At 38.8% G+C, this 23,907-nt stretch carries 21 protein-coding genes; 8 read left to right on the top strand and 13 right to left on the bottom strand.

Annotated features, from left to right (window positions below; translation table 11 throughout):
* The first annotated feature begins 272 nt into the window (after positions 1-272).
* The 3 genes from AAC026_RS14695 (at position 273) to AAC026_RS14685 (ending at position 3,552) form a co-directional block, all read left to right on the top strand.
* Positions 273-653 (top strand): DUF559 domain-containing protein, encoded by a 381-nt coding sequence (locus tag AAC026_RS14695; RefSeq protein ID WP_339699494.1) that lies wholly within the window; start codon positions 273-275, stop codon positions 651-653.
* A 177-nt stretch (positions 654-830) separates the two neighbouring features.
* On the top strand, positions 831-2,207 hold the full coding sequence (locus AAC026_RS14690; protein WP_339699491.1) for a sigma-54 dependent transcriptional regulator: 1,377 nt from the start codon (positions 831-833) through the stop codon (positions 2,205-2,207).
* A complete protein-coding gene (locus tag AAC026_RS14685) occupies positions 2,197-3,552 on the top strand; it encodes an ATP-binding protein (protein WP_339699488.1) in 1,356 nt (451 codons plus the stop codon). Before AAC026_RS14690 ends, AAC026_RS14685 begins: the two co-directional genes overlap by 11 nt.
* A 214-nt stretch (positions 3,553-3,766) precedes the next feature.
* Here AAC026_RS14685 and AAC026_RS14680 read toward each other — a convergent pair whose 3' ends face one another.
* Genes AAC026_RS14680 through AAC026_RS14665 form a run of 4 tightly spaced genes read right to left on the bottom strand, consistent with a single transcriptional unit; the run spans position 3,767 to position 6,145 of the window.
* Positions 3,767-3,946, bottom strand: coding sequence for a 3-hydroxyacyl-CoA dehydrogenase family protein (locus AAC026_RS14680; protein ID WP_339699485.1), 180 nt, complete (start codon positions 3,944-3,946; stop codon positions 3,767-3,769).
* Positions 3,862-4,656, bottom strand: coding sequence for a 3-hydroxyacyl-CoA dehydrogenase NAD-binding domain-containing protein (locus tag AAC026_RS14675; protein ID WP_339699482.1), 795 nt, complete (start codon positions 4,654-4,656; stop codon positions 3,862-3,864). Before AAC026_RS14675 ends, AAC026_RS14680 begins: the two co-directional genes overlap by 85 nt.
* A 23-nt stretch (positions 4,657-4,679) precedes the next feature.
* Positions 4,680-5,096 (bottom strand): hypothetical protein, encoded by a 417-nt coding sequence (locus AAC026_RS14670; RefSeq protein WP_339699480.1) that lies wholly within the window; start codon positions 5,094-5,096, stop codon positions 4,680-4,682.
* The gene (locus AAC026_RS14665; RefSeq protein WP_339699477.1) at positions 5,093-6,145 is read right to left on the bottom strand and encodes a phosphotransferase family protein; all 1,053 of its coding nucleotides are present in this window, start codon (positions 6,143-6,145) and stop codon (positions 5,093-5,095) included. The genes AAC026_RS14670 and AAC026_RS14665 overlap by 4 nt, the downstream gene beginning before the upstream one ends.
* 266 nt (positions 6,146-6,411) lie before the next feature.
* On the opposite strand from AAC026_RS14665, the gene AAC026_RS14660 reads away from it, so the two are divergent.
* Positions 6,412-6,867, top strand: coding sequence for a hypothetical protein (locus tag AAC026_RS14660; RefSeq protein ID WP_339699474.1), 456 nt, complete (start codon positions 6,412-6,414; stop codon positions 6,865-6,867).
* A gap of 115 nt (positions 6,868-6,982) precedes the next feature.
* On the opposite strand, the gene AAC026_RS14655 is transcribed toward AAC026_RS14660, so the two are convergent.
* Positions 6,983-8,563 (bottom strand): glycosyltransferase family 39 protein, encoded by a 1,581-nt coding sequence (locus tag AAC026_RS14655; RefSeq protein WP_339699471.1) that lies wholly within the window; start codon positions 8,561-8,563, stop codon positions 6,983-6,985.
* A gap of 131 nt (positions 8,564-8,694) precedes the next feature.
* Between AAC026_RS14655 and AAC026_RS14650 the strand changes: the two genes are divergently transcribed.
* Positions 8,695-9,885, top strand: a complete 1,191-nt coding sequence (locus AAC026_RS14650; RefSeq protein WP_339699468.1) for an aspartate aminotransferase family protein — start codon at positions 8,695-8,697, stop codon at positions 9,883-9,885.
* Between the two features lie 261 nt (positions 9,886-10,146).
* Here AAC026_RS14650 and AAC026_RS14645 read toward each other — a convergent pair whose 3' ends face one another.
* Positions 10,147-10,971: a glucose 1-dehydrogenase gene (locus AAC026_RS14645; protein WP_339699465.1), complete on the bottom strand. Its 825-nt coding sequence runs from the start codon at positions 10,969-10,971 to the stop codon at positions 10,147-10,149.
* 64 nt (positions 10,972-11,035) lie between these two features.
* Here AAC026_RS14645 and AAC026_RS14640 point away from each other — a divergent pair, with 64 nt between their 5' ends.
* Complete coding sequence (locus tag AAC026_RS14640) at positions 11,036-12,013, top strand: zinc-dependent alcohol dehydrogenase family protein (RefSeq protein ID WP_339699462.1); 978 nt, start codon at positions 11,036-11,038, stop codon at positions 12,011-12,013.
* A gap of 137 nt (positions 12,014-12,150) precedes the next feature.
* Here AAC026_RS14640 and AAC026_RS14635 read toward each other — a convergent pair whose 3' ends face one another.
* Both AAC026_RS14635 and AAC026_RS14630 read right to left on the bottom strand, forming a co-directional pair.
* Positions 12,151-14,190, bottom strand: a complete 2,040-nt coding sequence (locus tag AAC026_RS14635; RefSeq protein ID WP_339699459.1) for an IPT/TIG domain-containing protein — start codon at positions 14,188-14,190, stop codon at positions 12,151-12,153.
* Positions 14,187-15,440: a hypothetical protein gene (locus AAC026_RS14630; RefSeq protein ID WP_339699455.1), complete on the bottom strand. Its 1,254-nt coding sequence runs from the start codon at positions 15,438-15,440 to the stop codon at positions 14,187-14,189. The genes AAC026_RS14635 and AAC026_RS14630 overlap by 4 nt, the downstream gene beginning before the upstream one ends.
* 834 nt (positions 15,441-16,274) lie before the next feature.
* Between AAC026_RS14630 and AAC026_RS14625 the strand changes: the two genes are divergently transcribed.
* Positions 16,275-16,637, top strand: a complete 363-nt coding sequence (locus AAC026_RS14625; protein WP_339699453.1) for a response regulator — start codon at positions 16,275-16,277, stop codon at positions 16,635-16,637.
* A 6-nt stretch (positions 16,638-16,643) separates the two neighbouring features.
* On the opposite strand, the gene AAC026_RS14620 is transcribed toward AAC026_RS14625, so the two are convergent.
* Entirely contained in the window at positions 16,644-17,360 is a 717-nt protein-coding gene (locus AAC026_RS14620; RefSeq protein WP_339606349.1) for a queuosine precursor transporter, read from the bottom strand.
* Between the two features lie 333 nt (positions 17,361-17,693).
* Here AAC026_RS14620 and AAC026_RS14615 point away from each other — a divergent pair, with 333 nt between their 5' ends.
* Positions 17,694-18,215, top strand: coding sequence for a hypothetical protein (locus AAC026_RS14615; RefSeq protein WP_339699450.1), 522 nt, complete (start codon positions 17,694-17,696; stop codon positions 18,213-18,215).
* Positions 18,216-18,309: 94 nt separating this feature from the next.
* Here AAC026_RS14615 and AAC026_RS14610 read toward each other — a convergent pair whose 3' ends face one another.
* From AAC026_RS14610 to AAC026_RS14595, 4 genes are all read right to left on the bottom strand, one after another.
* Positions 18,310-19,680: an Ig-like domain-containing protein gene (locus AAC026_RS14610; protein ID WP_339699448.1), complete on the bottom strand. Its 1,371-nt coding sequence runs from the start codon at positions 19,678-19,680 to the stop codon at positions 18,310-18,312.
* A gap of 97 nt (positions 19,681-19,777) precedes the next feature.
* The gene (locus AAC026_RS14605) at positions 19,778-21,619 is read right to left on the bottom strand and encodes a lamin tail domain-containing protein (protein ID WP_339699446.1); all 1,842 of its coding nucleotides are present in this window, start codon (positions 21,617-21,619) and stop codon (positions 19,778-19,780) included.
* 36 nt (positions 21,620-21,655) lie between these two features.
* Positions 21,656-23,128 (bottom strand): DASS family sodium-coupled anion symporter, encoded by a 1,473-nt coding sequence (locus AAC026_RS14600; protein ID WP_339606353.1) that lies wholly within the window; start codon positions 23,126-23,128, stop codon positions 21,656-21,658.
* Positions 23,118-23,894 carry a hypothetical protein gene (locus AAC026_RS14595; RefSeq protein WP_339699444.1) on the bottom strand — a complete coding sequence of 259 codons (777 nt, stop codon included), beginning with the start codon at positions 23,892-23,894 and terminating at the stop codon, positions 23,118-23,120. The genes AAC026_RS14600 and AAC026_RS14595 overlap by 11 nt, the downstream gene beginning before the upstream one ends.
* Positions 23,895-23,907: the final 13 nt, after the last annotated feature.

The raw sequence follows: 23,907 nt of genomic DNA, 5'->3' as shown, positions 1-23,907 counted from the left end.
GACAAGCTTTTGATTTGCATAAGATTGAAAAGCAAATGTAAACCAATACTAAGGCGAGACATGACGAGACAAAATCCCCCTGCCCCCCTTTAAGAAAGGGGGAAGGTTCCGAATAGACAGCCGTGTTTAATCAAAGCCGAAGCCAAAAGGATAAAGAAAAGGTGAAGAAATATTGATAGTAATCAGCATCGTAACCGCGTCCCCCTTGGCCAAGGGGGTTGGGGGATTGATTTCATAAATACTTAAAAGCGTTTAAGGATTGAATAAATAACATGAACAAGTCCAGTTACAATAAGAAACTAAAACCATTGGCTCGTGAGCTCCGAAAACATGGAACTCCCGGTGAGGCCATCTTATGGGCTCATGTGCTCAGGGCAAAACGATTTTATGGACTTCAGTTTAACAGACAATTCGCAATCGAAAATTACATTGTTGATTTTATATGTAGAAAGGAAAGGTTGATTATAGAACTTGATGGCCGATCGCATGATGACAAACAAGAGCAGGATAGAACAAGAGACTTAAGACTAAATGAGCTGGGATATAAAGTTGTTCGAATTGCGGAAGTAGATGTTAAATATGACTTAAAAAATGTAATTAGAACGATTGAAGGCCATTTATCAGAAGAAACATTGAATAAAGCGATAGAGTAATCGTAATCCCCCTAGCCCCCTTTGAAAAAGGGGGAAGGCTTCGAATAGACAGCATTGGTTAGTTAAAATCCGAAGCCATAAGGGTAAAGAAAAGAGAAAGTAGTATTGAAAGTAATCAACATCGTTACCACCTCCCCCTTGGCCAAGGGGGCTGGGGGATTGTAAAATAGACACACCGTGAAACAAGGAAAAATACTCATCATAGACGACAATGAAGATTTACTAAAAGCCGCCAGAATTTATCTGAAGCGGCATTTTGGTCAAATTGATTTGGAGAAAGACCCCACACTTATTCCTGACCTGCTCCAAAATGATGCATATGATGTCATTCTGCTCGATATGAATTTCACCCAAGATGTAAACTCTGGGCAAGAAGGTTTTCATTGGTTGGATAAAATATTAGAGATCGACCCATCCGCAGTGGTAGTGCTCATTACCGCCTTTGGTTCAGTGGATTTGGCCGTAAAAGCCATTAAAGCAGGCGCTTCTGATTTTGTAATGAAGCCTTGGGAAAACGAGCAACTCTTGGCCACTCTCCTTTCGTCCATCCGCTTAAGGTCGTCTAAAGAAGAGCTAAAATTAATGAAAGACCGAGAAGATACTTTGACCCAAGACCTCGATCATAAATTCAAGGAAATTATTGGACAAAGTGGATCGATGATTCAGGTTTTCGATACCATTGAGCGAGTAGCAAGCACAGATGCCAATGTTTTAGTATTGGGTGAAAACGGAACAGGTAAAGAGCTGATAGCCAGATCAATTCACAGAAATTCAAAAAGAGCAGAAAAGCCCTTTATAAGTGTAGACTTAGGGGCTATTTCTGAGAACTTATTTGAAAGCGAACTCTTTGGTCACGTGCGCGGATCCTTCACCGATGCTAAAACAGACCGTGCAGGTAGATTTGAAATCGCCAATGGAGGCACCTTATTTTTGGATGAAATTGGCAACCTTTCACTTCCATTGCAAGCCAAACTCTTAACCGCAGTACAAAACAGAAAAGTGAATCGTGTCGGATCGAATAAGACAATTGATGTCGATATTCGCTTGATCTGCGCCACCAATATGCCGCTTTACGAAATGGTGCAGAAAGGAGAATTTAGGCAAGATTTACTCTATCGGATTAACACCATAGAACTGAAGTTGCCCGCTTTGAGGGAACGAATTGAGGACATCCCCCTACTTGCTGAACATTACCTAAAAGACTACGCAAAAAAGTACAATAAAGACATTTACAAGTTCAGTGAAGCCACCCTTAAGCGCTTGGAGAAATATAGCTGGCCCGGGAATGTGCGTGAGTTACAACATGCCATAGAGCGCGCGGTAATCATGAGTCGTGATAACATTCTTCAACCCGAGGACTTCTTTTTCAATAATAATCAGCCTGTTCGCGATAAGGATGACATCAATTTGGAACAGTTCAACTTGGAAGATGTCGAGCGAATCCTAATCAGAAAAGTATTGGCCAAACATAACGGAAATATCACCCATGCGGCACAAGAATTAGGTTTAACCCGTTCATCTTTGTACCGAAGACTTGAGAAATATGGGCTTTAATCGCTTTAGAATATTCGTACTGATTCGCGTTATCGTATTGTTTGTTACGGTAGCCGTTTTCGTGTATTTGCTCTTCTTCGATCAGAAGTATGTAACTACCGTGGTCACTGGTTTCCTGATCATTTTCGAGGTATTTGAGCTTTTCAACTACATCGAAAGTACCAACAAGAAGCTCACTCGCTTCTTCGATGCCATCAAATACAACGACTTCAACATGAGTTTTACTCATGATAATAAATTGGGAAAAACCTTTAAAGCACTGAATCTAGCTTTTAAAGATGTGATTGATGCCATTTTGGAGGAACGTAAAAAGAGCGAGCAGTCTTTTCAGCAGTTGCGCGTAGTCGTTGAAAATATTGGTACGGGAATCATCGCCATCAACGAGACTGGGGAAGTGAAATTGATCAACCGTTCTGCACTTCATTTATTACAGCTCGAAAGTCTTAGGAGTCTTGATGACCTCAGACAAAAAGCGCTTAACTTTCACTTTACCATTACTCACCTTAACTCCTCTAAAAGAGCAGCTTACAAAAATGAAAAAGGACAGGAATTGGTGATTCTTGAAACCATGTATAAACTGGGAGGTGAGCTCTACAGATTGATTGCCTTACAGGACATTAAGGCGGAATTACAAGCCAAAGAATTGGAAGCTTGGCAGAACCTTACCAAAGTACTTCGGCACGAAATCATGAATTCCATTGCCCCTATTTCTTCGCTCACTTCTACCCTAAGCGAAGTGTTGAAAGAAGATGTAATTAAGAAAAACGGACTCAATACCATTGAAGATGAAAGCTTGGAAGACCTTACCGAAGGCTTGAGCACCATTTCTAGCCGTAGTGAAGGGCTCATCAATTTTGTAAACGCCTATCGCGATTACACCAACCTACCAGAACCCGACAAACGTCCAACGGATGTCAAGTCATTGGTGCAAAACACAACAGCCTTACTCAAGAATGATTTCCTTAAAGCGAATGTAGCGTTGGAAGTCATTCACGCTGAAACCCCAATTCAATTAAACATTGACTATCAATTGATTGAACAGGTACTGATCAATATTCTGAAAAATGCCTTGGAAGTGGTTGAAAATAAAGAAAATGCTAAAGTGAAACTAGAAACCAGTGTGCATGGAGAGTTAGTGACTGTATCAATTAGCGACAATGGCGCGGGCATTACTCCTGAAGCCACTGAGAAGATTTTCATGCCTTTCTTCTCTACCAAAAACAGAGGTTCGGGTATTGGACTCAGCCTTTCTAAGCAAATTATGCAGCTGCATGGTGGAGATATTCAGCTTGAAACTGAGCTTGGTAAGGGCGCTACTTTTAAGATGGTTTTTCATCAGGAGTAAAATTCCTGAGGCATTAAGGAATTAAAAACTGCAAGAATTAGAATCAACTGTGATTGTGTGCACACCGCTTTTCATCCTGACTCCGAGGCTTCGGAAGAAGGAACTAGAAACAACATCACAACTCGATAAAATTAGATCCTTTGCACCTCAGGAAAGGAAAATAGGCGGTTGACTTCTAATCAATTATTAGAGCTGTGAAGCAAACGGAGCACCATCAAACAAACCCCTCTTCTTTAAACCTTGGGTTGGGATAAGTATAAAAGCCCTCTCCTGTTTTTACGCCCAGTTTACCTTCGTCAATATAGCTTTTCAGCAAGGCAGCAAAAGCCTGGCTTTTCTTGTCTGGGTGATTGCTGGTGATATGCCAAGCCGTATCAAGCCCAACTGTATCCAAAATTCGAATGGCCCCATTTCCATTTTAAAGTTGCCCATCCAGCTTCTGTCAATATCTTCAATAGAACCAATGTCAAGTGTTCTGAGTGAACCTGCGGCTCCCAAAAGCGCCATCAGCATGTAATTGAAGATGTAACCCGTGTTTTCCTTTTGAACGAACACAGGCGTTTGCCAAAGCTTCTCTCCCAATTCCATCAATAAATCATTGATCCAAGCCTCTGTACCCGCATGCGGCATTACGTCCACCACATTGGAATAAAATACATCATGGAAATGGAAGTTGCAGAAGCGCTCAGGTCGGCCAGAAGCATCCGCGATTTGTGAACCAAGCAAATAGGACGTATTGGTAGTGAAAATCGTCTTGTCAGGGCAAAGCGCACCAAACTGCGCCCAAACTTTACGCTTCAATTCGAGATTTTCAGTGACAGATTCGCTCAGGAAGTCGGCATCATCTGCTGCAGCTTCTGGGTCTGTCGTGAAAGTCAAACGGCCTTTGGCTTCCTCAGCTTGTGCCTCGGTTAGCCTTTCATTGCGAATCAACATTTTAAGAATGCTGGCTTGAGTTTTAATGGCGGTATCAAGTGCTTTCTCGGAGATATCATAAATGGTAGTTTCAAAACCACTGATGGCACATTGCAGCCCTACCCTTAAACCAAGCGTTCCAGCACCCAGAATGAGTACTTTATCAATGTCTTCTATTTTCAGTTTCATTTTTAGATTATTATAGTAATAATTCAGGTTGAGTAATCTCCATATTTACGTAAAAACCAAAGCCCATCACGAAGAACGAATTCTATCACCACATACACTCCGCTCTGTTTACCAGCCATCGTTAGTTCTTTAATATCGTTTTCAAGCTGTCTAATTTCCCAATTATTAAACTGCTTCTTCTCAAGTTTCTTGACTCTCCAGTCTGCTTTTGCTAATGGTGCCTCATAATTTTCGGTATATCCATTTCCGTCAGCATCGACTATTATATCTGATGTGTAAACTACTATTACTGAATCAAGAATCCTCGACATTTGAAATGAAGAGTCTGTATCAAATCGCTTTAAGAAAGATTCAAAATTCTCTTCTGGCTTCTGAGCCTGAGATATATGAGCACATAAAACAGAGAACAGAGCGATTAAAATTGTTCTATTTAAATTCATATTCTATCCTTTTCCAAAGCCTTTACCGCATTGGCTCCACAGGCTTTAACGGCATAAATCAAATTGGCGAAACGTGGATCTTGTGTCAGTCCTTTTTTATAGCGGGCGTAAATCTGCTGAATAATCACTCCGATTTTAAATGCTCCAAAAACATAGTAAAACACTTGGTCTTTTAGGTCGAAGCCTGTTTTTTCTGCATAGCACTCCACCAATTCATTACGCGTATAATTGCCAGGCAACCATGTAAGGCTGAAAGGCTTTAGTGCATCAGAATCATCTACTTGCGCCCAATAGGCCAAGGAAGTACCTAAATCCATCAATGGATTGCCCACAGTCGACATTTCCCAATCCAGTACCGCAATAATTTCGTCTAGCTTTTCGGGGTTCAACACGAGGTTATTGTACTTATAGTCGTTGTGAATAAAGCTGACATATTTCTGTTCTGGAATGTGTTTTTGCAGCCACTCGGCCACCACATCCATATGAGGTAGCTTATCTGTCTCGGATTTATAATAGCGTCCAATCCAACCTTCCACCTGTCGTTGGGTATAGCCCTCAGGTCTACCGAAATCGGCCAAACCAGCAGCAGTTAAGTCCATGGTGTGAAGATCTGCCAAGGTATCAATGCAGGCTTCAGAAATGGACCGCATTAATTCAGGTTTGAGCTCAATGTCTTTCGGGGCTTGACTGCGTAGAATCACGCCTTTTACACGCTCCATAAGGTAGAAATCGGCTCCCATCACGGAATGATTGTCGCAAAACAATACAGGCTTGGGTACTTTGGAATACACAGGTTTTAAAGCTGAAAGTACTCTAAACTCTCTGTGCATATCATGTCCGCCTTTGATATTCGCCCCAAATGGCGGACGCCTCAATACATATTCCTTTTGGCCTGTTTTGATCAAATAGGTAAGGTTCGAAAAACCACTTGGGAATTGAGAGACTTCGATATTTCCAGAAAACCCTGCTAAATGATCACCCAAGTATTCTGTCAGTTTTGTTAAGTCTAACTCCTCTCCTTTCCTGATGTCCTTTGCCTTATCAATCATTGGTTGTTAATTAGGTAATAATCAAAACTTGGAAATACTGTAAAACATTCATGTAGTTATAGCATAACCAATTACTACAGCCTTTTTCAATTCGCTTTTCACATACAAGGTAGCCATTTACAGCCTCCTTTTTACCCTAATGGCAGTGAAGAAAGCTGACTCGTCCTAAAAAGTTTACAGGTTTAAAAAGAATCTCATAAAGTGTAACCTCTATAAAAAATCTAGTTATTACTACAAATGAAAACACACAACTAAACACCTTCAAGATGAAAACCTCACTTAAAACCCTAATTGCCTTAGCCCTAGTTTTAACTTTTTCATGTGATGATGAAGCTCAAATTAATGATGATACAACTATAATGAATGCAGAACTAGTAGATGTCTCTTCATGTATTTTCCCATCAGGAAAAACTGGAGTATGTTTAGATGGGCCTAAAGCCGTAACACCAGGTAAAACATACAACTATCTATTCAGTGTATCTAAATTGGGAAAAGTAAACATAAATGAAGTTGTAAATTGGATTGTACTGTCCGGAGAAATGGAAATCATAAATATTGAAACTACTCTTATGCCTGAATTCACATTTTCGGTAGCAACGATTAAATTTACAAAGGATTTTAATGGAGGTAAAATCAAAGCAAGTTCTGATGAAAATAAAGTAGACTCTCCTCTAGCTTCTAGTTGGTCATACATTACTATTCCGATTGGTATAACAGAATAAGCACAACCTAAGAATTGTCTCTTCCTTAAAGTAGGTTGTGTCAGTCTATTTCAGGCCGCGCCACTCTAATGTTCTTTATGATTAATACTGCCCGTATTAATAGATGATTTCTCCTTCATTCTTGTGTGTTTACTCTAATTAAGTAAATCGGTTCGTTGTGGTAATGAAACTCTTCAATTAGGGAATAGCCCGTCTCAGGCAAATCATCAGTATATACGAAATAATAGCCGTCTTTCAATTCATCGGTTTGGTATAAAATGGCTTCTCGTTCTGCTTCCAAGTAATAAACAATCGTAAGCGACATTCGCACATCGCCCAGTCGGTACAATGGCTCTCCTTTGGTGGTTTCAGCAATTCTTAATCCTAAGGCTTTGTCTTCGGCTGCTCCAGTGGTTTTTTGACGCGTTACAGGCACGGTAAACGAATAACCCAAGCGCAGTACCAACAGTACGCCTAAAATAATCATATAGGCTTCAATTCCCTTTTTAAGGTACAACCACCACAGTAGAACCACCAACAACTCCAAGCCTATAACAATGAAGAGTAAGTGATCTACTACTTCGAGTTCTTTTACAAAAAGCATAGTCGGGAAAGTCAATGTGGCCACAGAAACCAAAAATACGGTGATCACTTTAGCATATTTTCGCAGCCAAATGGCATCTGTTTTTTGAATGCCATACAATAGAATTGCTATTAATAAGGGGAATAAAGGGTACAAATACCTTGATTTTGCTTCGGCCGAAAACCAATACACCACAAAATTGGCCACAAACAATAACACCAAAAATACCATCAGTCGATTCGACATCAGTATTACCCTTACCTTCTTAATAAAGAGCACTGGAATAAATAAGGTAACTGGTAGAAGATTGGCCATTGTGGTCAACGGAAAAAGAGCAATGTGTTTTAATAAAGCTGAAAAACCACCTCCAACTGCCTTATCTGCTGACTCTGAGAAAAGTGTGGTGTACCAACCACTTGGATCTTCATGAAGCGAGTACGCATAGAAATAACCCGCTAATACAACAAAGAAGACCAAAATTGATACGATATGCTGTATAGAAAACAGCACTTTAAATTTCTTCTCATAAATAAAAAAGACCAACAGGGAAATTGCCAAAAATGGCAAAGAAGTAAGTCCCTTCGTCAAGAAACCAATAGCGGTAAGGAGGTATGCGAATAAGAACAAAGGCCAATACTGTTCTAGTTTTCCAAAATGATAAATCGAAACAAAAACTAAAAAAGTAACTAAAGCATAAAATAAATCTATCTCTCCTATCATACTGAAATAGAAGAGTATATCTACGCAAGTTACATAGCTTAAAGCAGCATAAACTGCCAGTCTCTTCCCCAATCTAAATTTGAAGAATCTGTAAATCACTACTCCCGTAACCAAGGCTGACAGCACAGAAACAAGACGAGTGGCAAACTCTGAATAGCCACCAAAAATTTGATAAGAAAGGATGATCAGCCAATTGTAAAATGGTGGTTTCCGATAGTATAAATCTCCCGTTTGCGTAGGCACCCAAAGGTTATCTTGGAACATCATTTCCAAGGCAATCAAACCGCGTCTGGGTTCTTCTAAATAAAGCGGGTAAATACCAAGGTTAACAAACAGGGCACAAAGCAATAACACCAGCATGCCAGCCAGCATCCATCGCTCATTACGGTTAAAATCGCCCTCCTTAATTAACATTGCTCAAAATTAGTGCTTTCTGTGATAATCCGTTCAAACGGAAGTAGAATCAACTAATCAATTTACTTTCAGAGTACACGGATACGTTGGTTCACTGTTTTAGTTTAAGCGATTCCTGCTTACTTTCGCACATGAATTCTGAGCGCATATTCCTTAATCACGTAGCACAAACCACCCCTTATCCACTTAAGGTGGAAGTGGCGCTTGCGGAAGGCACCAGCATTTTCGATACGGATGGAAAGGAATACCTCGATTTCATTTCAGGCATTGCGGTCTCTAATATTGGCCACCGTCATCCTCATGTGGTGAAAGCCATCAAAGATCAGCTGGACAAATACATGCACGTAATGGCCTATGGTGAGTTTATCCAAAGTCCGCAAAACCGATTGGCCGAAAAGCTTGCCTCACTCCTTCCAGAACAGCTTAGCACTAGTTATTTTGTGAATTCTGGAGCCGAAGCCAATGAAGGCGCATTGAAACTGGCCAAGCGAGTTACAGGCAGAACGCAGATTATTTCCTGCAAGAAATCGTATCATGGTGGCACACATGGTGCGCTGAGCGTTTCAGGCAACCAAATGAAAAAATACGCTTTCAGGCCTCTATTGCCCGATGTGTACTTTATTGAGTTCAACAATATTGACGATTTAGCACAGATTACAGAAGCAACGGCCTGTGTTATTATAGAACCTATTCAAGGTGATGCGGGAGTACGCATTCCTTCCAAAGCTTATTTGAAAGCATTACGCGAAAGGTGCACAGAAACTGGTGCGCTTTTAATTTTTGACGAAATACAAACGGGTTACGGACGTACGGGTTCCCTCTTTGCTTTTCAGCAGTTTGATGTGATTCCCGATATATTGACGATTGCCAAAGCCATGGGCGGAGGCATGCCGATGGGCGCTTTTATTTCTTCCAAGTCCCATATGGAACAACTCACCTTCAATCCAGTATTGGGTCATATCACTACTTTTGGCGGACACCCTGTCAATTGCGCGGCCGCAGTGGCCAACCTTGAAGTGATTGAAAATGAAAACCTAATTGAAGGCGTTGAAAAGAAAGGTCAACTGATTGAATCACTTATTGGACACCCAGATATTATCGAAATTAGAAGAATCGGTTTGATGTTCGCTGTTGAGTTTAAAAGTGCAGAACGTGTCGCCAGAATCGTAAATCAATGTTTAGAAGATGGGTTGATCACTTTTTGGTTTCTCTCTTGTCCAGAAAGTTTCCGCTTAGCACCACCCCTCACCATTTCAGAAGCAGATATCCAACGAGGCTGCGCTATCATTAAAAATGCAATTGAGTTAACGAAAGAGGTCTAAATACCCAGTACGGCAAGACTATACAATCCATTTGATCACCAGTAGGACAGCCATTATTGTAAAAAGCCCAGCAACCCAATTGAATAAGTTGTGATACTTCCTTTCAGAATTATTAAACGCCTTAAAAGACTGATTTTTAAAAGGAGAAAGGAATAAAAATCTAACCATCCCACCTATCAAAGGTACAAGTTCAGCAAGAAAAGTATCCATGAAATTGATTGATTTTCAACACTTATAACTAATAACCAATATACTAATTAACTACACCGTATATCCACCATCCGCTGAAATCACAGCACCAGTAACGAACTTGGAGGCATCAGAAGCCAAGAATAGCGCCAGTCCCGCGATATCTTCTGGTTGGGCGAGCATAGGCAAGGCTTGTTTCATCATCACCACTTTCATAATCTTTTCATTACTCGTGAGTGCTTCGCTGAACTTGGTGTCAATAAGCCCAGGACAAATCGCATTTGCACGAATGTTATCACGCCCCCATTCCCTGGCCAAAACCTTGGTCAATTGAATCAAAGCTGCTTTACTGACAGAGTACAGTCCCAAACCATGCCCAGGGGTGATTCCTTCGATACTAGAAATATTGATGACAGAACCGCCACCGCGACCCTTCATACTTTCGTAAGCGTATTTGGCCAAATTGAGCGGGCCTTTTACATTCACGTCCATGATTTTATCAAAAGCTTCATCACCAGCTTCTTGCACAGGCCCAAATACTGGATTGGCAGCCGCATTGTTCACAATAATGTCTATACCGCCTAGGTTTTTGATTGTGCTGTCTACCAAAGCTTTAATTTGTTCATCATCGCCCATATGACAAGGAAAAGCCACCGCTTCCAAGCCTTTCGATTTAAATTCTTCAGCCACTTCGGCCACGGCTCCTAACTTTCTGCTAGACACCACAACCGTTGCACCTTGTTGTGCCAAAGCCATTGCAATGTATTTTCCAATGCCCTTACTAGCACCTGTGATGATGGCTACTTTTTCTTTTAATTCAAATTTCTCAGATATCTGCATGGGTTTTTCAGCTATTGTTATGCATAGCCAAGATAAATAATTTAATTTGTTATGCATGACGAGTATTTACCTTTCGTCACTGCGAGAAACGAAGCAGTCTTTTCAAATAAATAGAAAAATCATGAAAGCAGTCCAATTTACCGCCCTAGGCCTTCCCACCGAAGTACTTAAAGTCGTTGAACTCCCAAAACCAGAACCAGCCGAAGGCGAGATTCGAGTAAAAGTTACCAAGGCGAATATCATTCCTGCCGACATTATGTTTATTCAAGGCAAGTATGGCATCAGACCAGAATTACCTCAAATTGGCGGTTTTGAAGGTACCGGAACGGTAGATGCTTGTGGTACTGGTATAGAAATGCCATTGGGTATGGGCGTGATTTTCACAGGCTCAGGCGTTTGGGCAGAATATGTCTGCATTCCAGCGAAAACTGCCATTCCAAAACCTCAGGCCATGAGCGATGATGTAGCTTGTCAGGCTTTTGTAAATCCGTTTACCGCCTACGGTATGTTAATGGAAGCCGATTTACAAGCAGGAGATTGGGTAATGTTAACAGCGTCCAACTCAGCTTTCAGCAAGTTTGTCATCCAATTGGCTTCACAACGCGGAATCAATGTAGTAGGCACAGTACGTAGCGATGAGCAAAAGCAAGCATTACTCGATTTGGGTGCCAAAGCCATTATCAATGAAAAAACAGAAAACATCTATAAGGCTGTAAAAACTGCAACCGATGGTGTAATGGTGAAAGCCGCTTTTGATGCCGTGGGTGGAGAACTTGGCGACAAGGTGTTGAATGCCATGCAAGCCAATGGAAAAATGTTTGTTTACGGACTATTGAGCCTTCAACCTATTCCATTGAATTCAGGACTCTTAATTTTCAAAAACTTAACCATCAAAGGCTTTTGGCTAAGTACATGGATGGCCAGCTTGACCAGAGAACAGCGTTCCACCATTATTCCTGAAGTATTGACTATGCTGACCAAGCAAGAATTAAAAGCAGACGTTGAAGCTTATTATGTAATTGATGAAATCGCCAAAGCCATTGAGCAAATGGAAGCTCCAGGAAGAAGCGGAAAGGTATTGTTAAACATGAGTAAATAGGTTATCAGCATCGACTAAAAACAGAGTAAAAAAATACATATTTTTTTGTTTATAAAACGTTGTAATTCATATTAAAAACTTAAATAGAAATAGTAAAATTAAATATTAATTAGTGATTCTAAAAATCTAAAACACAATTATCTCCCAATATCAAACTCCCAGAACTCTCCAGCATCTACAAAATCTGAGCTAACTAGCATGTAAATTTTTTTGTTTAAAATAAAATAAGAACGTGAGTTAAATGGAGGATCTTCCATCCTCTCAGATTTCATCGTATTCAAATCTAGAGAATAGACCCCGTATTCTTTTCGATCTGAAAAAGTAATCAGCTTATCATCATAAAATAATAACTTACTTAAATCAGGAGTATAAAATCCAGTGAAAGATAAACTTGACTGTTGCCATGAATCATTAAAAATGTCATACTCATATTTAGTAAAGTCTCTTTTAGATGTATTAAATCCATACAACTCATTGCCTTTAACTGTGTATCTATTTCTATGAAAATAAAAAGGTAGATCAGACAGTTGAGCCCATGAATTTAAATTGCTATCAAATACCCAAAAATCTTCTAACCTTTTATGTCCATAAGAAAAACCAGGGATTCCCTGATCCCCGCCACCTAAATACAATTTATCGTCATAAACAAAAGACCTAACATCTGAACGTTTCCTACCAGGTAAATCATTCAACCTCTTCCAAGAGTTTGATTCAATGGAGTATTCCCAAAAATCGCTCTGATCTAGTGTTTTGCTATAAAGTCTACCTAAACCATAATATATGCTGCCATTATGATAATTGATAGAAGGAAAAACTCTCACGCTACTGATTGGGAATTTCGATAAAAAAGCCCACTGTGTGCCATCAAACATCCATAATTCATCGATTACCATGACATATGCTCTGTCATCTGAGGTTGTAATTGCTGAAATATTTGTCCATCCTATGCTATTTTCAGTAAACGGTAATTTTTTTAAACGAAACCACTGATTTATAATTTGCATTTCTTTGTTCGAATTGAGAGTCTGACCCAATACTTGGAGACCTAGTTTTAAATTCCGTTGCGAGTAAGTTTTGTCTAAAATACTAGGCACCTTAACTTTAATGTAATCATCACCATTCAGAATATTCTTAGCTTCTATTATTGGTACTTCCGTATCTCCGAACCACACCGTCATTTTCTCAATTAACTCACCGAAATTTTCTCCAAAAATCGTTATTTCATCATCATATTTAATTTCGGACTTTGAAAGGCTATTGATAACTGGAGGTAAAAGATTGATGGAAGACTGTGAAAGGGATTCTTGATTGTTAAAGATTAATTTTACACGAAATCTTGAAAACCCGATATCTACTGGGATTTTAAACCCAAACGGCTTCTGAACTAAATACGAATTGTTTATAGTGAATTCCTCACCCAAGTCAGATACTAATTTGATTTTTATAAAATCAGTATTCGTTGGGATATGTGGGGTGTTAATATAAACAGCTTCTTGAAATGATACTTTAGTAGAGCCGTCTAGACTGTTAATTTTGGGGATGTTTAAAATAAACTTTTTACTGAAAGAAGAGGAAGCACCGGATACAGCAACTGAAATTTTAGCATCCGAATCAATACTTTCCGGTACTTTTACCCAAACTGTATCACCATTGCTTTCAATAACTTCTGAAACCTCACCCTCAAAAAAAACTTTATTTTCAGTTTTTAAAGAACTAAACCCCTTTCCTACTACAGTAATAGTATCACCTAAATCTCCAATATTTGGTTCAAAGCTTATCAATTCAGGCCCGTTACTACCTTCACTTTGAAAACTAACCACACTACCGTATACAGTAGTCTTATCAGTTTTCAGGAATGATCGAACATAGTACTGTGCCTCTTTCGATAGCCTAGTTGTAACATCAGAAGAAAATGATGATCCATTTTTCAACTCGCCTAAAGAAACTATATCCGAATTTGTTATCACTGGGAGATCCGATAGAGACCAAATAAAACCATGGTTCTTGATCTCTAAATCACCGCTAAAAACTAATTTAGCATTGAAGGTGGCTCCAGCCTCCGATACATTAGAAACTTCTAATGTATGAATGATAGGATAATCCCTAGGCTCAACTTCTACTTTCTCCGTACAAGCCCAGAATAACAAGCTAGTCAGTATTATACATTTACATTTCATTTATTATAATTTAAACTAAATATAAGTTGAAAATTATTTAGATTAGAAGATATACTATAAAATGAAGCAGCATTGTTTTCAAGGCGTAATTCCATTCCAATATCAAGGTTTTTGGAAATATTTTTATGAATTCCTACACCTACCCAAATACCAATATTAGTTGCGAGTTCATTTCTTAATTCATTTTTATAAGATTCCGAAATCACTGTAATACCATTTTGATTACTATATACCCTCTGTTCTATTCTAACATAATCTACCTCTAAGTACTGGTTAATATTAATACCCAAACTTGGATTGAGTAGCCAATTTCCCGGCCTCACTTTAAAACCAAAACCAACTGGCATTCTAAGCAGGGTAGTATTAATATATATGTCACTATTCGAGTTGGAACTCGTTCCTCTATTATCACTATAGAAACCATAATAATCCGTTTTTTGATAATAAGCCCCTAGAATAAAGTTTGTTCTTTGGCTTAGACGTGGAGAGGTAATTTTAATTTCAGCACCAACGTTAAGAGACATAACACTCTTAAATTCAGCTAAATCCATAAACCTATAATGATCGTTATCAAAGAAATTGATACGAGAACTAACAAGCCCTGTAGCCAAAGAAAAACCGACAGACGTCCAAGGCAAGCTATTCTTATATTCAACATATCTAACGCCACTACATTCATTATAAGCCTTAACAAGGCGTGTTAAGCTTTTTTCTGAAGTACTAAAGCCATATTCTTGTAAAAGTGAGCTATTACACCTTCCAGCTAGAACTGCAGCTGCACTTAACATATTAGATCTTTTAAGTTCAGATTTTAAACGCTCTCCTAACTTAACATCGGATCTACGAAAGTCAGAAACTTGTAATGGAAGATAAGTTAATTGATCATTTTTAAGTAGAACAAATCCCGAAGAAAGCTTGAAAAGAGAAACTTCGCCATCTATTAAAACCTCTGCAAAGAATTTTTCATTCAGTTTCTCAATTGAAGAAAGGTCTAATACTTTAAAATACCTTCCGTCTTTAAAACCAAATGCCTGAATTTGGTATTGAGTAAATTCTTGTGTGGCATCCTTATTTGTATCTTTAAAAGCTAAAACTGAGTCCTTGTTTTTAAACGCCTTATATTGAATATAACCAAAAGTTGTATCTGATCTATTGCTAATAATAAACCCTTCATCAAACGAGTTTTGGGCAAATAAGCTAGTACTTATGAAGACAGAAGAATATAGCAGAACAAAAATATAATTTCTCATTATTAGAGTTAATAAATCAGTTGGCTGAAATATAATAAATGAATATCATAAGATACTACAAACCTGACTTTCTAATTATAAAAAATCAGTATACATGATGTTAAAATAGCTTCAAAGAACTTTACCAGTTAATAAATACTCATCTACAGTAAGAATTGAATGTTTTCCCCGCTAGAAATGGGGAAATTCTCAAACCGATTGAAAAGAACAAGTACAAGAAGAGGTTCTAATATATCTTTGAAGATTGTTCGAAATAGGGATGTATCTTTTATTTCCAATTCCATACTTGTTGAAGTATATAGGTAGTCCTAAATCAGGACAAGAATATACGAAGTGATTATCAAGCAAGTACTAAAAAAGACACTACATAATGGCATAAGCCTATTTTATGGTAACAAGCCCCACCTCCAAAGTGGTAAGAATGAGAAGTTCGGAGAGGTGGATTAATTCCACCTTTCTACTTTATAAATGTTTTGTTTAAGGGTGTCGTCTAGGTCAAGCATAACTGAGTAAAAGCAAAAAACCCAACGAAAAATCGATGTATAAGAAAGACTTAAATTGTGAAAAATATAAACTAAACAAGAAGCAATCATCTATCAAAAGGGAGTCGTAAAGCTGATAATCCATCAATAACTCATGAAATATGGGATTTGTAAAGAAAAAATAATGAACGTTTCAAGTTAGCTTTCTTGATTTATCACGAATTGATTGTATATTTCTGATTCTCAACCATTACACTTTTGACCATTTGGATACCATTTCGCTGCTCAAAATTCTGTGTCATGGCCTTTCTCCTCGAACGAATTTCCTATTACTAGTTGTTATTATACACCTATGAAGAATGTACTGATCATTGATGACCATGTAGACATGCGCAAGACGACTGCGGATTTTTTAACTTTACTTGTAGATAATATTGAAATCGATGAGGCTGAGGATGGAGACCAAGCCCTGTTATTAATAGAAAAGAAAAAATATGATTTGATTATATCAGATCAAAACATGCCGACACTATCTGGTACCGAATTGGCTTCTATTCTTAGCAAATCAGGAAAATTTAAAACCGACAAGTTTCTTATTATTACTGGGGTAGAAATAGAAAACATTAATGTGAGTTCAGATTTAAAAATCGAGGTTTTTGATAAAGCTCAACTTATTGAAAAAGTAATTCCCCGAATCAATGAACTATTAGTATAGCCATTGTCATTCGTTCTCATTCGACCCAATTATGTTGTATTTCACATCAAAATCATAAGAATCGACACCTTCATTTCGCTTTAGCCATTTCATAATATAAGTTGTTAAAGGTAAAGCCAAAGCCTCATAAACTAGCTTTATTGCCACTCCCGAACCGACCATAATTAGTAACTGATTGATAGAGTACACTCCATAAAAAGCCACGACTGTAAAAATAATGGAATTTAGCCCTTGCCCTGCAACGGATGAACTCAGTGCTCTAAGCCAAAAACGTTTCCCATTGTCCCAAATTTTCATTTTCGACATTATCACAGCATTTACATATTCTCCAACAAAATATGCCATCATTGAACCAGCCACAATTCTTGGTACAAAGCCGACAATGGCTGTAAATTCACTTTGTAAATTCCAATAATCTGGATGAGGTAGCGCATCTCCAATTAAAAACATAAAGCTCATAAGGAGCTGACAAAACAAGCCTGTCCAAATAACCTTGCGTGTAATTTTGAAGCCATATACTTCCGCAAGAATATCGCCCGAAATAAAGGTGATTGGAAAGGTGATAATCCCCGCAGGTGCATCTAAAAACCCTAATGTAATAATCTTAATAGAGAGCACACTCGATATCAAAAGAATAGTAATAAAAACCATACTCACAATGTGCAAGTACTTAAAACCTTTTTTGGAAGGCTCCAACTCTCGATTGATCTGATCAGAACTCATAAGTACACCCTTTACGATAAAAGTGAATATTGGTCAGTATTGGCTTTCTAAATATACGCTCAAACAATTGTTAGCACTGTAGAAAGCTCCTTATATTTTAGGCAACGCAAAACACAAAGGTATCATTTATGATCATTTTAAAATACCAACAAGCCAGTGATTTGCCTCTCAATTTATTTGATCAATTCTATGAAAGTAGGAATAATTTAAAATTGAATTAAGCTAAACTGAGAATTAAGAGTTTCATTCTCAGTTCACCTGTACTTATTGGCTGTTCATCGACATTAATGGGCTTTTAAACGTAGCTGGCCTATCTTTGTAAAAAAAAAGAACATGACAAAGAAATTAAAATTTCTCTCTATCATCTGTTTATTTATTTCTCAAGCAGCTTTTGGACAAGGAAATTCAGCATCGCATAGCATTACTCTTATTATGCCTGAATTAGCCAGCTTAGGCATTAGCCATAATTTCGAAACTTCTAGATCTGAGATTTCTCAAGATATTTTAATGAACTACTCTGGTGCACTTTATACTGAAGGTTCAATAAAAAAAGAACGCAATGTAGAAGTGCAAATGCTATCTGGTAGCGCTCTACCATTGGCCCAAGAGTTACATTTAATATATAATCACGTTTTTGCTGATCAAATTTCAAATGATTTAGGGTTTAACGAAATCGTTTTTGATAACCTTACAATGGGTGAAGAATTTCCTCTTGTTTCTGATTTTGGTCATGAAGATTCGTTTTTGAAAAGTACGGGAATGGGTATTTCATATAGAATTCAAGGGGCAAATACTGCCGGTATGATTTCTGACATGTACAATTTACAGATACAGTACACGCTTTCCGACTTCTAGAAGAATGCTACTTTGTGAAAAGCCCCTTGTAAATTCAATTCTTACAAGGGGCTTTTTTATGACTTTCGAGTTTTAGAAAGGAGAATAAAACCCTTCATTTCAAAAGCGTTTCCAATAGACTCTTAAAGTTGTTTGACTGATACATTCCTTGGCCATCATGACCAATGCCATTCACAATTACTTTGGTGGAGCTATTTTGGCCACTATACTGTGTTTGCAACCAATTGTAAATATGCTCTCCTCTTTTAAGTCGTGATGAACCTAATAATACGGCTCCACAATCTGAAGTATTTAAGGCTGAATCACTTCCAGTACCATTACCAAGAAAGTAGGTAAAGTTTCTACCCAATAAATTGGCATCAATTTCTGTTTCAGTTCTTGTGGTTACATATGATGGAGCACCTGCGTAGCCCAAAGGCCAGTGGTTATATGTACCACATCCCGTTGGTGTGTAGAATTGATTATTTTGTTCGTTATAACGCTGATTATCTGGATAGTAAAAATATTGACTGTTTGCCACCACATAATCGAAGCTCAAATGATTTGAACTAGATTCAGTCACATTGGTAGCTCCATATACCTGAGTGAAAAGAGCACCCGATGAATGGCCAGTAACGATTACTTTTTCCAAAACTGGAAATACAGTTTTATCTGACAAACGATTCAACAAAGCGTCAATAGCCTCAAAGGAGCTAATCTTTGCATTACTGGTTGACTTCTGTCCTTCTCGCCAATCACTGTTCCAGTACAGGTCATCGGTGGTTGCTCCAGTACTGCTTATAAATTCAGGAGAAATAAGAATGGTGTTTTCAAGCAACCCATTATTGGTTAAAGCACTGAGTAACCAATTGTAGTAATTATCAGCATCACGATTGGCTCCATGAACTACAATAACAGCATACTTCAACTTTTCCCATTCAGCATTTTCCAGATAAATTGGGTGAGTACTGTAAAATTTAAAATTACCAGTATTCTGAGAAGCATCTTCTAAAGAAACGGAGCGGTAACAATCTTGGGACGCAGAGGTACATGGCGCCATGTCTCTTATTACTTCATCCTCCTGAGTAGTAAAAGATAGAGCAAGTCCATTCTGCAACGACTGACCGTTGTTTCCTAAAACCCCAGCCGATAGCTCCAAATCGTACACTGTATTATAATCTAGGTTGCTGATTGAAACGATAGCTTTTGATGAAGCATTGGCATAAGTAATAGTGTAAGATGGGTTTCCAGTTCCTCCAATAAGACTAAAAGCTGACTCGAATTTAGCTGTGTTTAAGGCGGCTGAAAAAGCCAATTCCAATTGAAATTCTGTTGGTAAATTCTCGGCTCCGTTTGCCAAAGCCCCTCCGTTTACATTCACTGCAAGCAGCGACAGGTTCTCAGGTGCAGGGTCTCCTCCACCTGAGCAAGCCGCTACAGCCACCATAGATAAAACTATATAAAACCACTTTCCTATTCTTCTCATATACATTTTATAATTAAGTTCTGGAATTGCTCGAGGCCAACATGAAACCCAAACAACCCAGAACTTGAACTAACTAATTGAACTAACTTGTCTGAAATTAAAAATCTGTTCCATCTGCTTTTTTTCCAGGCGAGAAGGACAATGCGCCATTGGCAGTTTGATGCAATACATATGAACCAGTAATGTCTGGCGATCTAGTGATCGACTGATCCGCGCCAAAATCAAGACCTATTCCATCTACAGCTGAATCCCATGACAAGTATGGATTACCAGATGCGTCCAAAATAATAATCTTATCTGCTGCATTATTTAGATTCATGTTTCCTGTAGTGGAAACGCCTACTTGAGCATTTCCAAAATCGCCTGCTGGTGCTCCTCCACCAAACAATACATAAACTCCATGGGCAGGAATTACTGTCCCGTTGGGAAATGTGTGTCGAGGAATGAGTGTGGCAAAATTGCCATCATCATATAATGTAAAACCGCTAAGGTCTATTGGACTGTTGCTGTCATTCACAAATTCGATAAATTCATCCTCAGAAGCACTTCTCGTTCCATCTCCATTAGCGTCTCCTGCATCTCCCGAAGCTGGATCGAATAATACTTCATTAATGATCAAACCTAAACCTGCATTACCACCTCCACTCATATCGAAAGCAGTACCGTCTGCCATGGTTCCTGGTGAGTAAATCAGACTTGCGTTAGCGGTTGTATGTAAAGTAAAGTCACCTGTAATATCTGGGGAACGTGTTACAGACTGGTCAGAACCAAAATCGATTCCAGCTCCTTCAACAGCCGCATCAAAAGTCAAAAATTCGTTACCCGAAGCATCTAATATGATAATTTGATCTGCTGCATTATTCAGGTTTAGATTCCCTGTAGTTGAAACACCAAAAGCTGCTCCACCAAAATTACCTGAAGGCGTTCCTCCACCAAAAAGCACATATACGCCATGTGCTGGCACAACTGTTCCATTCGGAAAAGTATGTCTTGGTGTGAGTGTCGCAAAGTTATCAGTGTCATAAACTGTAAAGCCACTTAAGTCAATCGCCACATCACTGTCATTAACAAACTCAATAAATTCGTCTTCAGAAGCGCTTCTTGTGCCATCGCCATTCGCATCCCCAGCGTCTCCAGAAGCCGGATCGAAAAGTACTTCGTTGATAATAAAACCTCTTCCGCCCGCATCGTTATCTTCTATTCTAAAAGAAACCTCTTGGGGAGTTGACTCTATGGCATTGGTTACACTTTCAATAGAAACAATAACATCTTCTAATCCTTCAGTTTCTGCATCATCAATGGCGGTTACAGTAATATTGCCTGTAAGCTGTCCGCTTGGAATTACTATTGAAGTACCACTGGCCAAGTAATCCGTAGCGCCCGCGGTTCCTGCAAAAGTAAGGTTAACTGTTACTTCTTCATTTACGGCTTCGCTCATTGTAGCTGTAATAGTAGCTACTCCCCCAGCCTCAGAAATACTCGATAGATCTCTTGATAAAGTAACGTTAGGTGGAACAAACTCCCTTACCGTAAAAGTGTAAGAAATCGTTTTATCTAACGTATTTCCATTTTCGCCATACTCACCTGCGACAATAGAGATAGTATACTCTGTTTCAAAGTCTAGTTCTTCTGTATTGGTAATGGTTACTATAGAATTGGAATTGGAGTAACTAAAACTTTTGCTCACTTCGCCTGTTGACGAAGAAATTGACAAAGCGCTTTCAAAAGCGGCAGTATTCAGTGAATGGCTAAGGACTAGTTCGAGGCTAATTTCGGTATCAACTCCCGATGGCTCATCTTTCAAGCTTTGCTCATTAACTTTCGCTGTTAGAACGCGAAGCGAATCGGAAATAATCTGCGTGTCATCGTCCTTACAAGTGCTTACAACAAAAAGAGTTGCAAGAACGAGCATGGTGATTTTCAGTCGTTTATTTTTCATGTTAGTAATTTTAAAATTTGTTCGTCATTCTAATTTTTAGTTTCCTACTAGGTTAGAGTACTCATCGGGAATAATGCCCCAAAGAGAGGGCAGCAGGAAATAAATCATTGCTGTGATAAAGAAAATCGAGATGAGGTTCATCCAAACACCCGCTTTCATCATGTCAGGAATTCTTAAGTAACCCGAACCGAAAACCACCGCATTGGGTGGAGTAGCTACGGGAAGCATAAATGCGCAAGAAGCGGCTAATGTAGCCGAAACCATCAACATGTATGGGTTCATATCAAAGGCTAAAGCAACAGGTGCCAGAATAGGCAATAACATGGCGGTTGTTGCTAAGTTTGAAGTAAGTTCTGTCAAGAAGTTGACGGCTGCTACCAGAATAAGAATGATTAAAATCATTGAAACTCCATCGACAATAGTGATTTGAGAACCAATCCATAAAGCTAGCCCTGTAGTTCCAAATGCTTCGGCCAAGGCCATTCCACCTCCAAACAGTAAGATGATGCCCCAAGGCATTTTTACAGCTTCTTCCCAATTGATTATTCGTTCTCCTTTTTTGCTCGAAGGAAGAATGAAGAGCACCACACCTGCTATTATAGCAATAATGGTATCGTCAATAGCCGGAATAAACTTTTGTAAAATGAACGATCGTGTAATCCAGCAGAAAGCCGTGGTAATGAATACAGCCAGAACGGATTTCTCTTCTCTACTCAGTTTGCCTAGCTCTTTCAACAATCGACTGATCTCTTGTTTTCCACCAGGAAACTCAGCCTTCTTCAATTTAAAAGCATATTTGGTAAGGTATTTCCAGCAAACAATGAGAAGTACTACTGCTACAGGAAAGCCAAACTTAAACCATTGCAAGAATGATATTTCGACCCCGTAGGTTTCTTCAACCACACCTACCAAAACCAAATTGGGTGGAGTTCCAATTAAAGTGGCCATTCCTCCTATAGATGCACTATAGGCAATTGCCAACATGAGTGCCTTACCAAACATGCCCGATACTTTCTTATCGGCCAAATCACTCTGGTTAAGCTGGCTTACAATGGCCATTCCAATTGGCAGCATCATTACAGAAGTAGCCGTATTAGAAATCCACATTGAAAGGAATGCCGTAGCCAGCATAAAACCCAAAATGATGTTTACCATATTGGTACCAATGGCATTGATAATAGTCAAGGCAATACGTTTATGTAAGCCCCATTTTTCAATAGCAATGGCTATAATAAAGCCACCTACATAAAGGAATACATATTTATGACCGAATGAAGCCGTTGTGCTGGACAAGTCCATCACATTAAAAATTGGGAATAGAATAATAGGCAAAAGGGCGGTTACAGCAATAGGAATTGCTTCTGTAACCCACCAAATGGCAATCCATATGGTAATGGCCAACAGGTGAAATGCACTCTCCGACATGCTTTCAGGGCCACCGATTATTTCGAGCACCACAAAAGCCAAAGGCCCTAATAAGAGTGATAACCATTTACGTTTATCGCTCATATGGCAGGTTTTTAATTTCGAAACTATCTACCAAGTCTTGAAAGTAGTCAGCCACATCTTCCATTATAATGGCCAAATACATGGTTTCGCCATCTTTATCAATTCTGGTCAATCTATGTGGGATATCGGCCGTAGCATTTCCAGTTAAGAACTTATAAAAAGCCAGTGCATTCAAGTAAGTTCCTTCTGGAGACGGATGACTACCATCTGGAAAATACAAATCAACTTCAGGCTTTAGCCCAATGCTCTTTTTCCATATTTCCCCAACAGGCACTACATTAGATTGGGTTGATTTACCAAGTTCGTTGTAGCCTTTTGTAATTGTGGGCTGCATAGAAGGATCTGCTTTGCGTGCCCAGGTCATATAAAAAACTGGCTTTGCTCCTTTAGCTTTGATAAGCTCTGCAAACAGTTTTCCGTACTTATCAAAGTCGGCTGGTGTATTAATAGTGCTCATGCTGTGATTATTCATTACTACATAATCCCAATCACCACTTTCTAATAATGCTCTAGTTTTAGTTTCTTTCTCTTCTTTCCAATGTTCTTCTAAAGTACTTCCGCCAACAGTAGACTGACGGGTGATTATAGGAATACCTTGCGATTCGGCCATGGCCGTTACCAGTTGCGGTAAATTCCAGAAGTAGGTATAACTATTGCCCACAAATAACACCCTAAGCGTATCTTGTTGACCAAAAAGAGAGGTTGGAAGTAAAAGGATAGCCAGCAAAAACAACTGGCATATCCGTTTTCTATGATTACAATTCATCTATGAAAGATTT

The sequence above is a fragment of the uncultured Roseivirga sp. genome (assembly GCF_963973945.1).
Classification (GTDB): Bacteria; Bacteroidota; Bacteroidia; order Cytophagales; family Cyclobacteriaceae; genus Roseivirga.
The sequence above is the reverse complement of the archived record's forward strand: the minus strand, read 5'-3'. Positions and strand labels throughout refer to the sequence as shown.

Excerpts from the sequence above, each read along its gene's own strand:
- AAC026_RS14695 (WP_339699494.1), top strand. The coding sequence starts at position 273 with ATGAACAAGTCCAGTTACAATAAGAAACTAAAACCATTGGCTCGTGAG.
- AAC026_RS14685 (WP_339699488.1), top strand. The coding sequence starts at position 2,197 with ATGGGCTTTAATCGCTTTAGAATATTCGTACTGATTCGCGTTATCGTA.
- AAC026_RS14675 (WP_339699482.1), bottom strand. The coding sequence starts at position 4,656 with ATGAAACTGAAAATAGAAGACATTGATAAAGTACTCATTCTGGGTGCT.
- AAC026_RS14670 (WP_339699480.1), bottom strand. The coding sequence starts at position 5,096 with ATGAATTTAAATAGAACAATTTTAATCGCTCTGTTCTCTGTTTTATGT.
- AAC026_RS14665 (WP_339699477.1), bottom strand. The coding sequence starts at position 6,145 with ATGATTGATAAGGCAAAGGACATCAGGAAAGGAGAGGAGTTAGACTTA.
- AAC026_RS14660 (WP_339699474.1), top strand. The coding sequence starts at position 6,412 with ATGAAAACCTCACTTAAAACCCTAATTGCCTTAGCCCTAGTTTTAACT.
- AAC026_RS14655 (WP_339699471.1), bottom strand. The coding sequence starts at position 8,563 with ATGTTAATTAAGGAGGGCGATTTTAACCGTAATGAGCGATGGATGCTG.
- AAC026_RS14650 (WP_339699468.1), top strand. The coding sequence starts at position 8,695 with ATGAATTCTGAGCGCATATTCCTTAATCACGTAGCACAAACCACCCCT.
- AAC026_RS14645 (WP_339699465.1), bottom strand. The coding sequence starts at position 10,971 with ATGCATAACAAATTAAATTATTTATCTTGGCTATGCATAACAATAGCT.
- AAC026_RS14640 (WP_339699462.1), top strand. The coding sequence starts at position 11,036 with ATGAAAGCAGTCCAATTTACCGCCCTAGGCCTTCCCACCGAAGTACTT.
- AAC026_RS14635 (WP_339699459.1), bottom strand. The coding sequence starts at position 14,190 with ATGAAATGTAAATGTATAATACTGACTAGCTTGTTATTCTGGGCTTGT.
- AAC026_RS14630 (WP_339699455.1), bottom strand. The coding sequence starts at position 15,440 with ATGAGAAATTATATTTTTGTTCTGCTATATTCTTCTGTCTTCATAAGT.
- AAC026_RS14625 (WP_339699453.1), top strand. The coding sequence starts at position 16,275 with ATGAAGAATGTACTGATCATTGATGACCATGTAGACATGCGCAAGACG.
- AAC026_RS14620 (WP_339606349.1), bottom strand. The coding sequence starts at position 17,360 with ATGAGTTCTGATCAGATCAATCGAGAGTTGGAGCCTTCCAAAAAAGGT.
- AAC026_RS14615 (WP_339699450.1), top strand. The coding sequence starts at position 17,694 with ATGACAAAGAAATTAAAATTTCTCTCTATCATCTGTTTATTTATTTCT.
- AAC026_RS14610 (WP_339699448.1), bottom strand. The coding sequence starts at position 19,680 with ATGAGAAGAATAGGAAAGTGGTTTTATATAGTTTTATCTATGGTGGCT.
- AAC026_RS14605 (WP_339699446.1), bottom strand. The coding sequence starts at position 21,619 with ATGAAAAATAAACGACTGAAAATCACCATGCTCGTTCTTGCAACTCTT.
- AAC026_RS14600 (WP_339606353.1), bottom strand. The coding sequence starts at position 23,128 with ATGAGCGATAAACGTAAATGGTTATCACTCTTATTAGGGCCTTTGGCT.
- AAC026_RS14595 (WP_339699444.1), bottom strand. The coding sequence starts at position 23,894 with ATGAATTGTAATCATAGAAAACGGATATGCCAGTTGTTTTTGCTGGCT.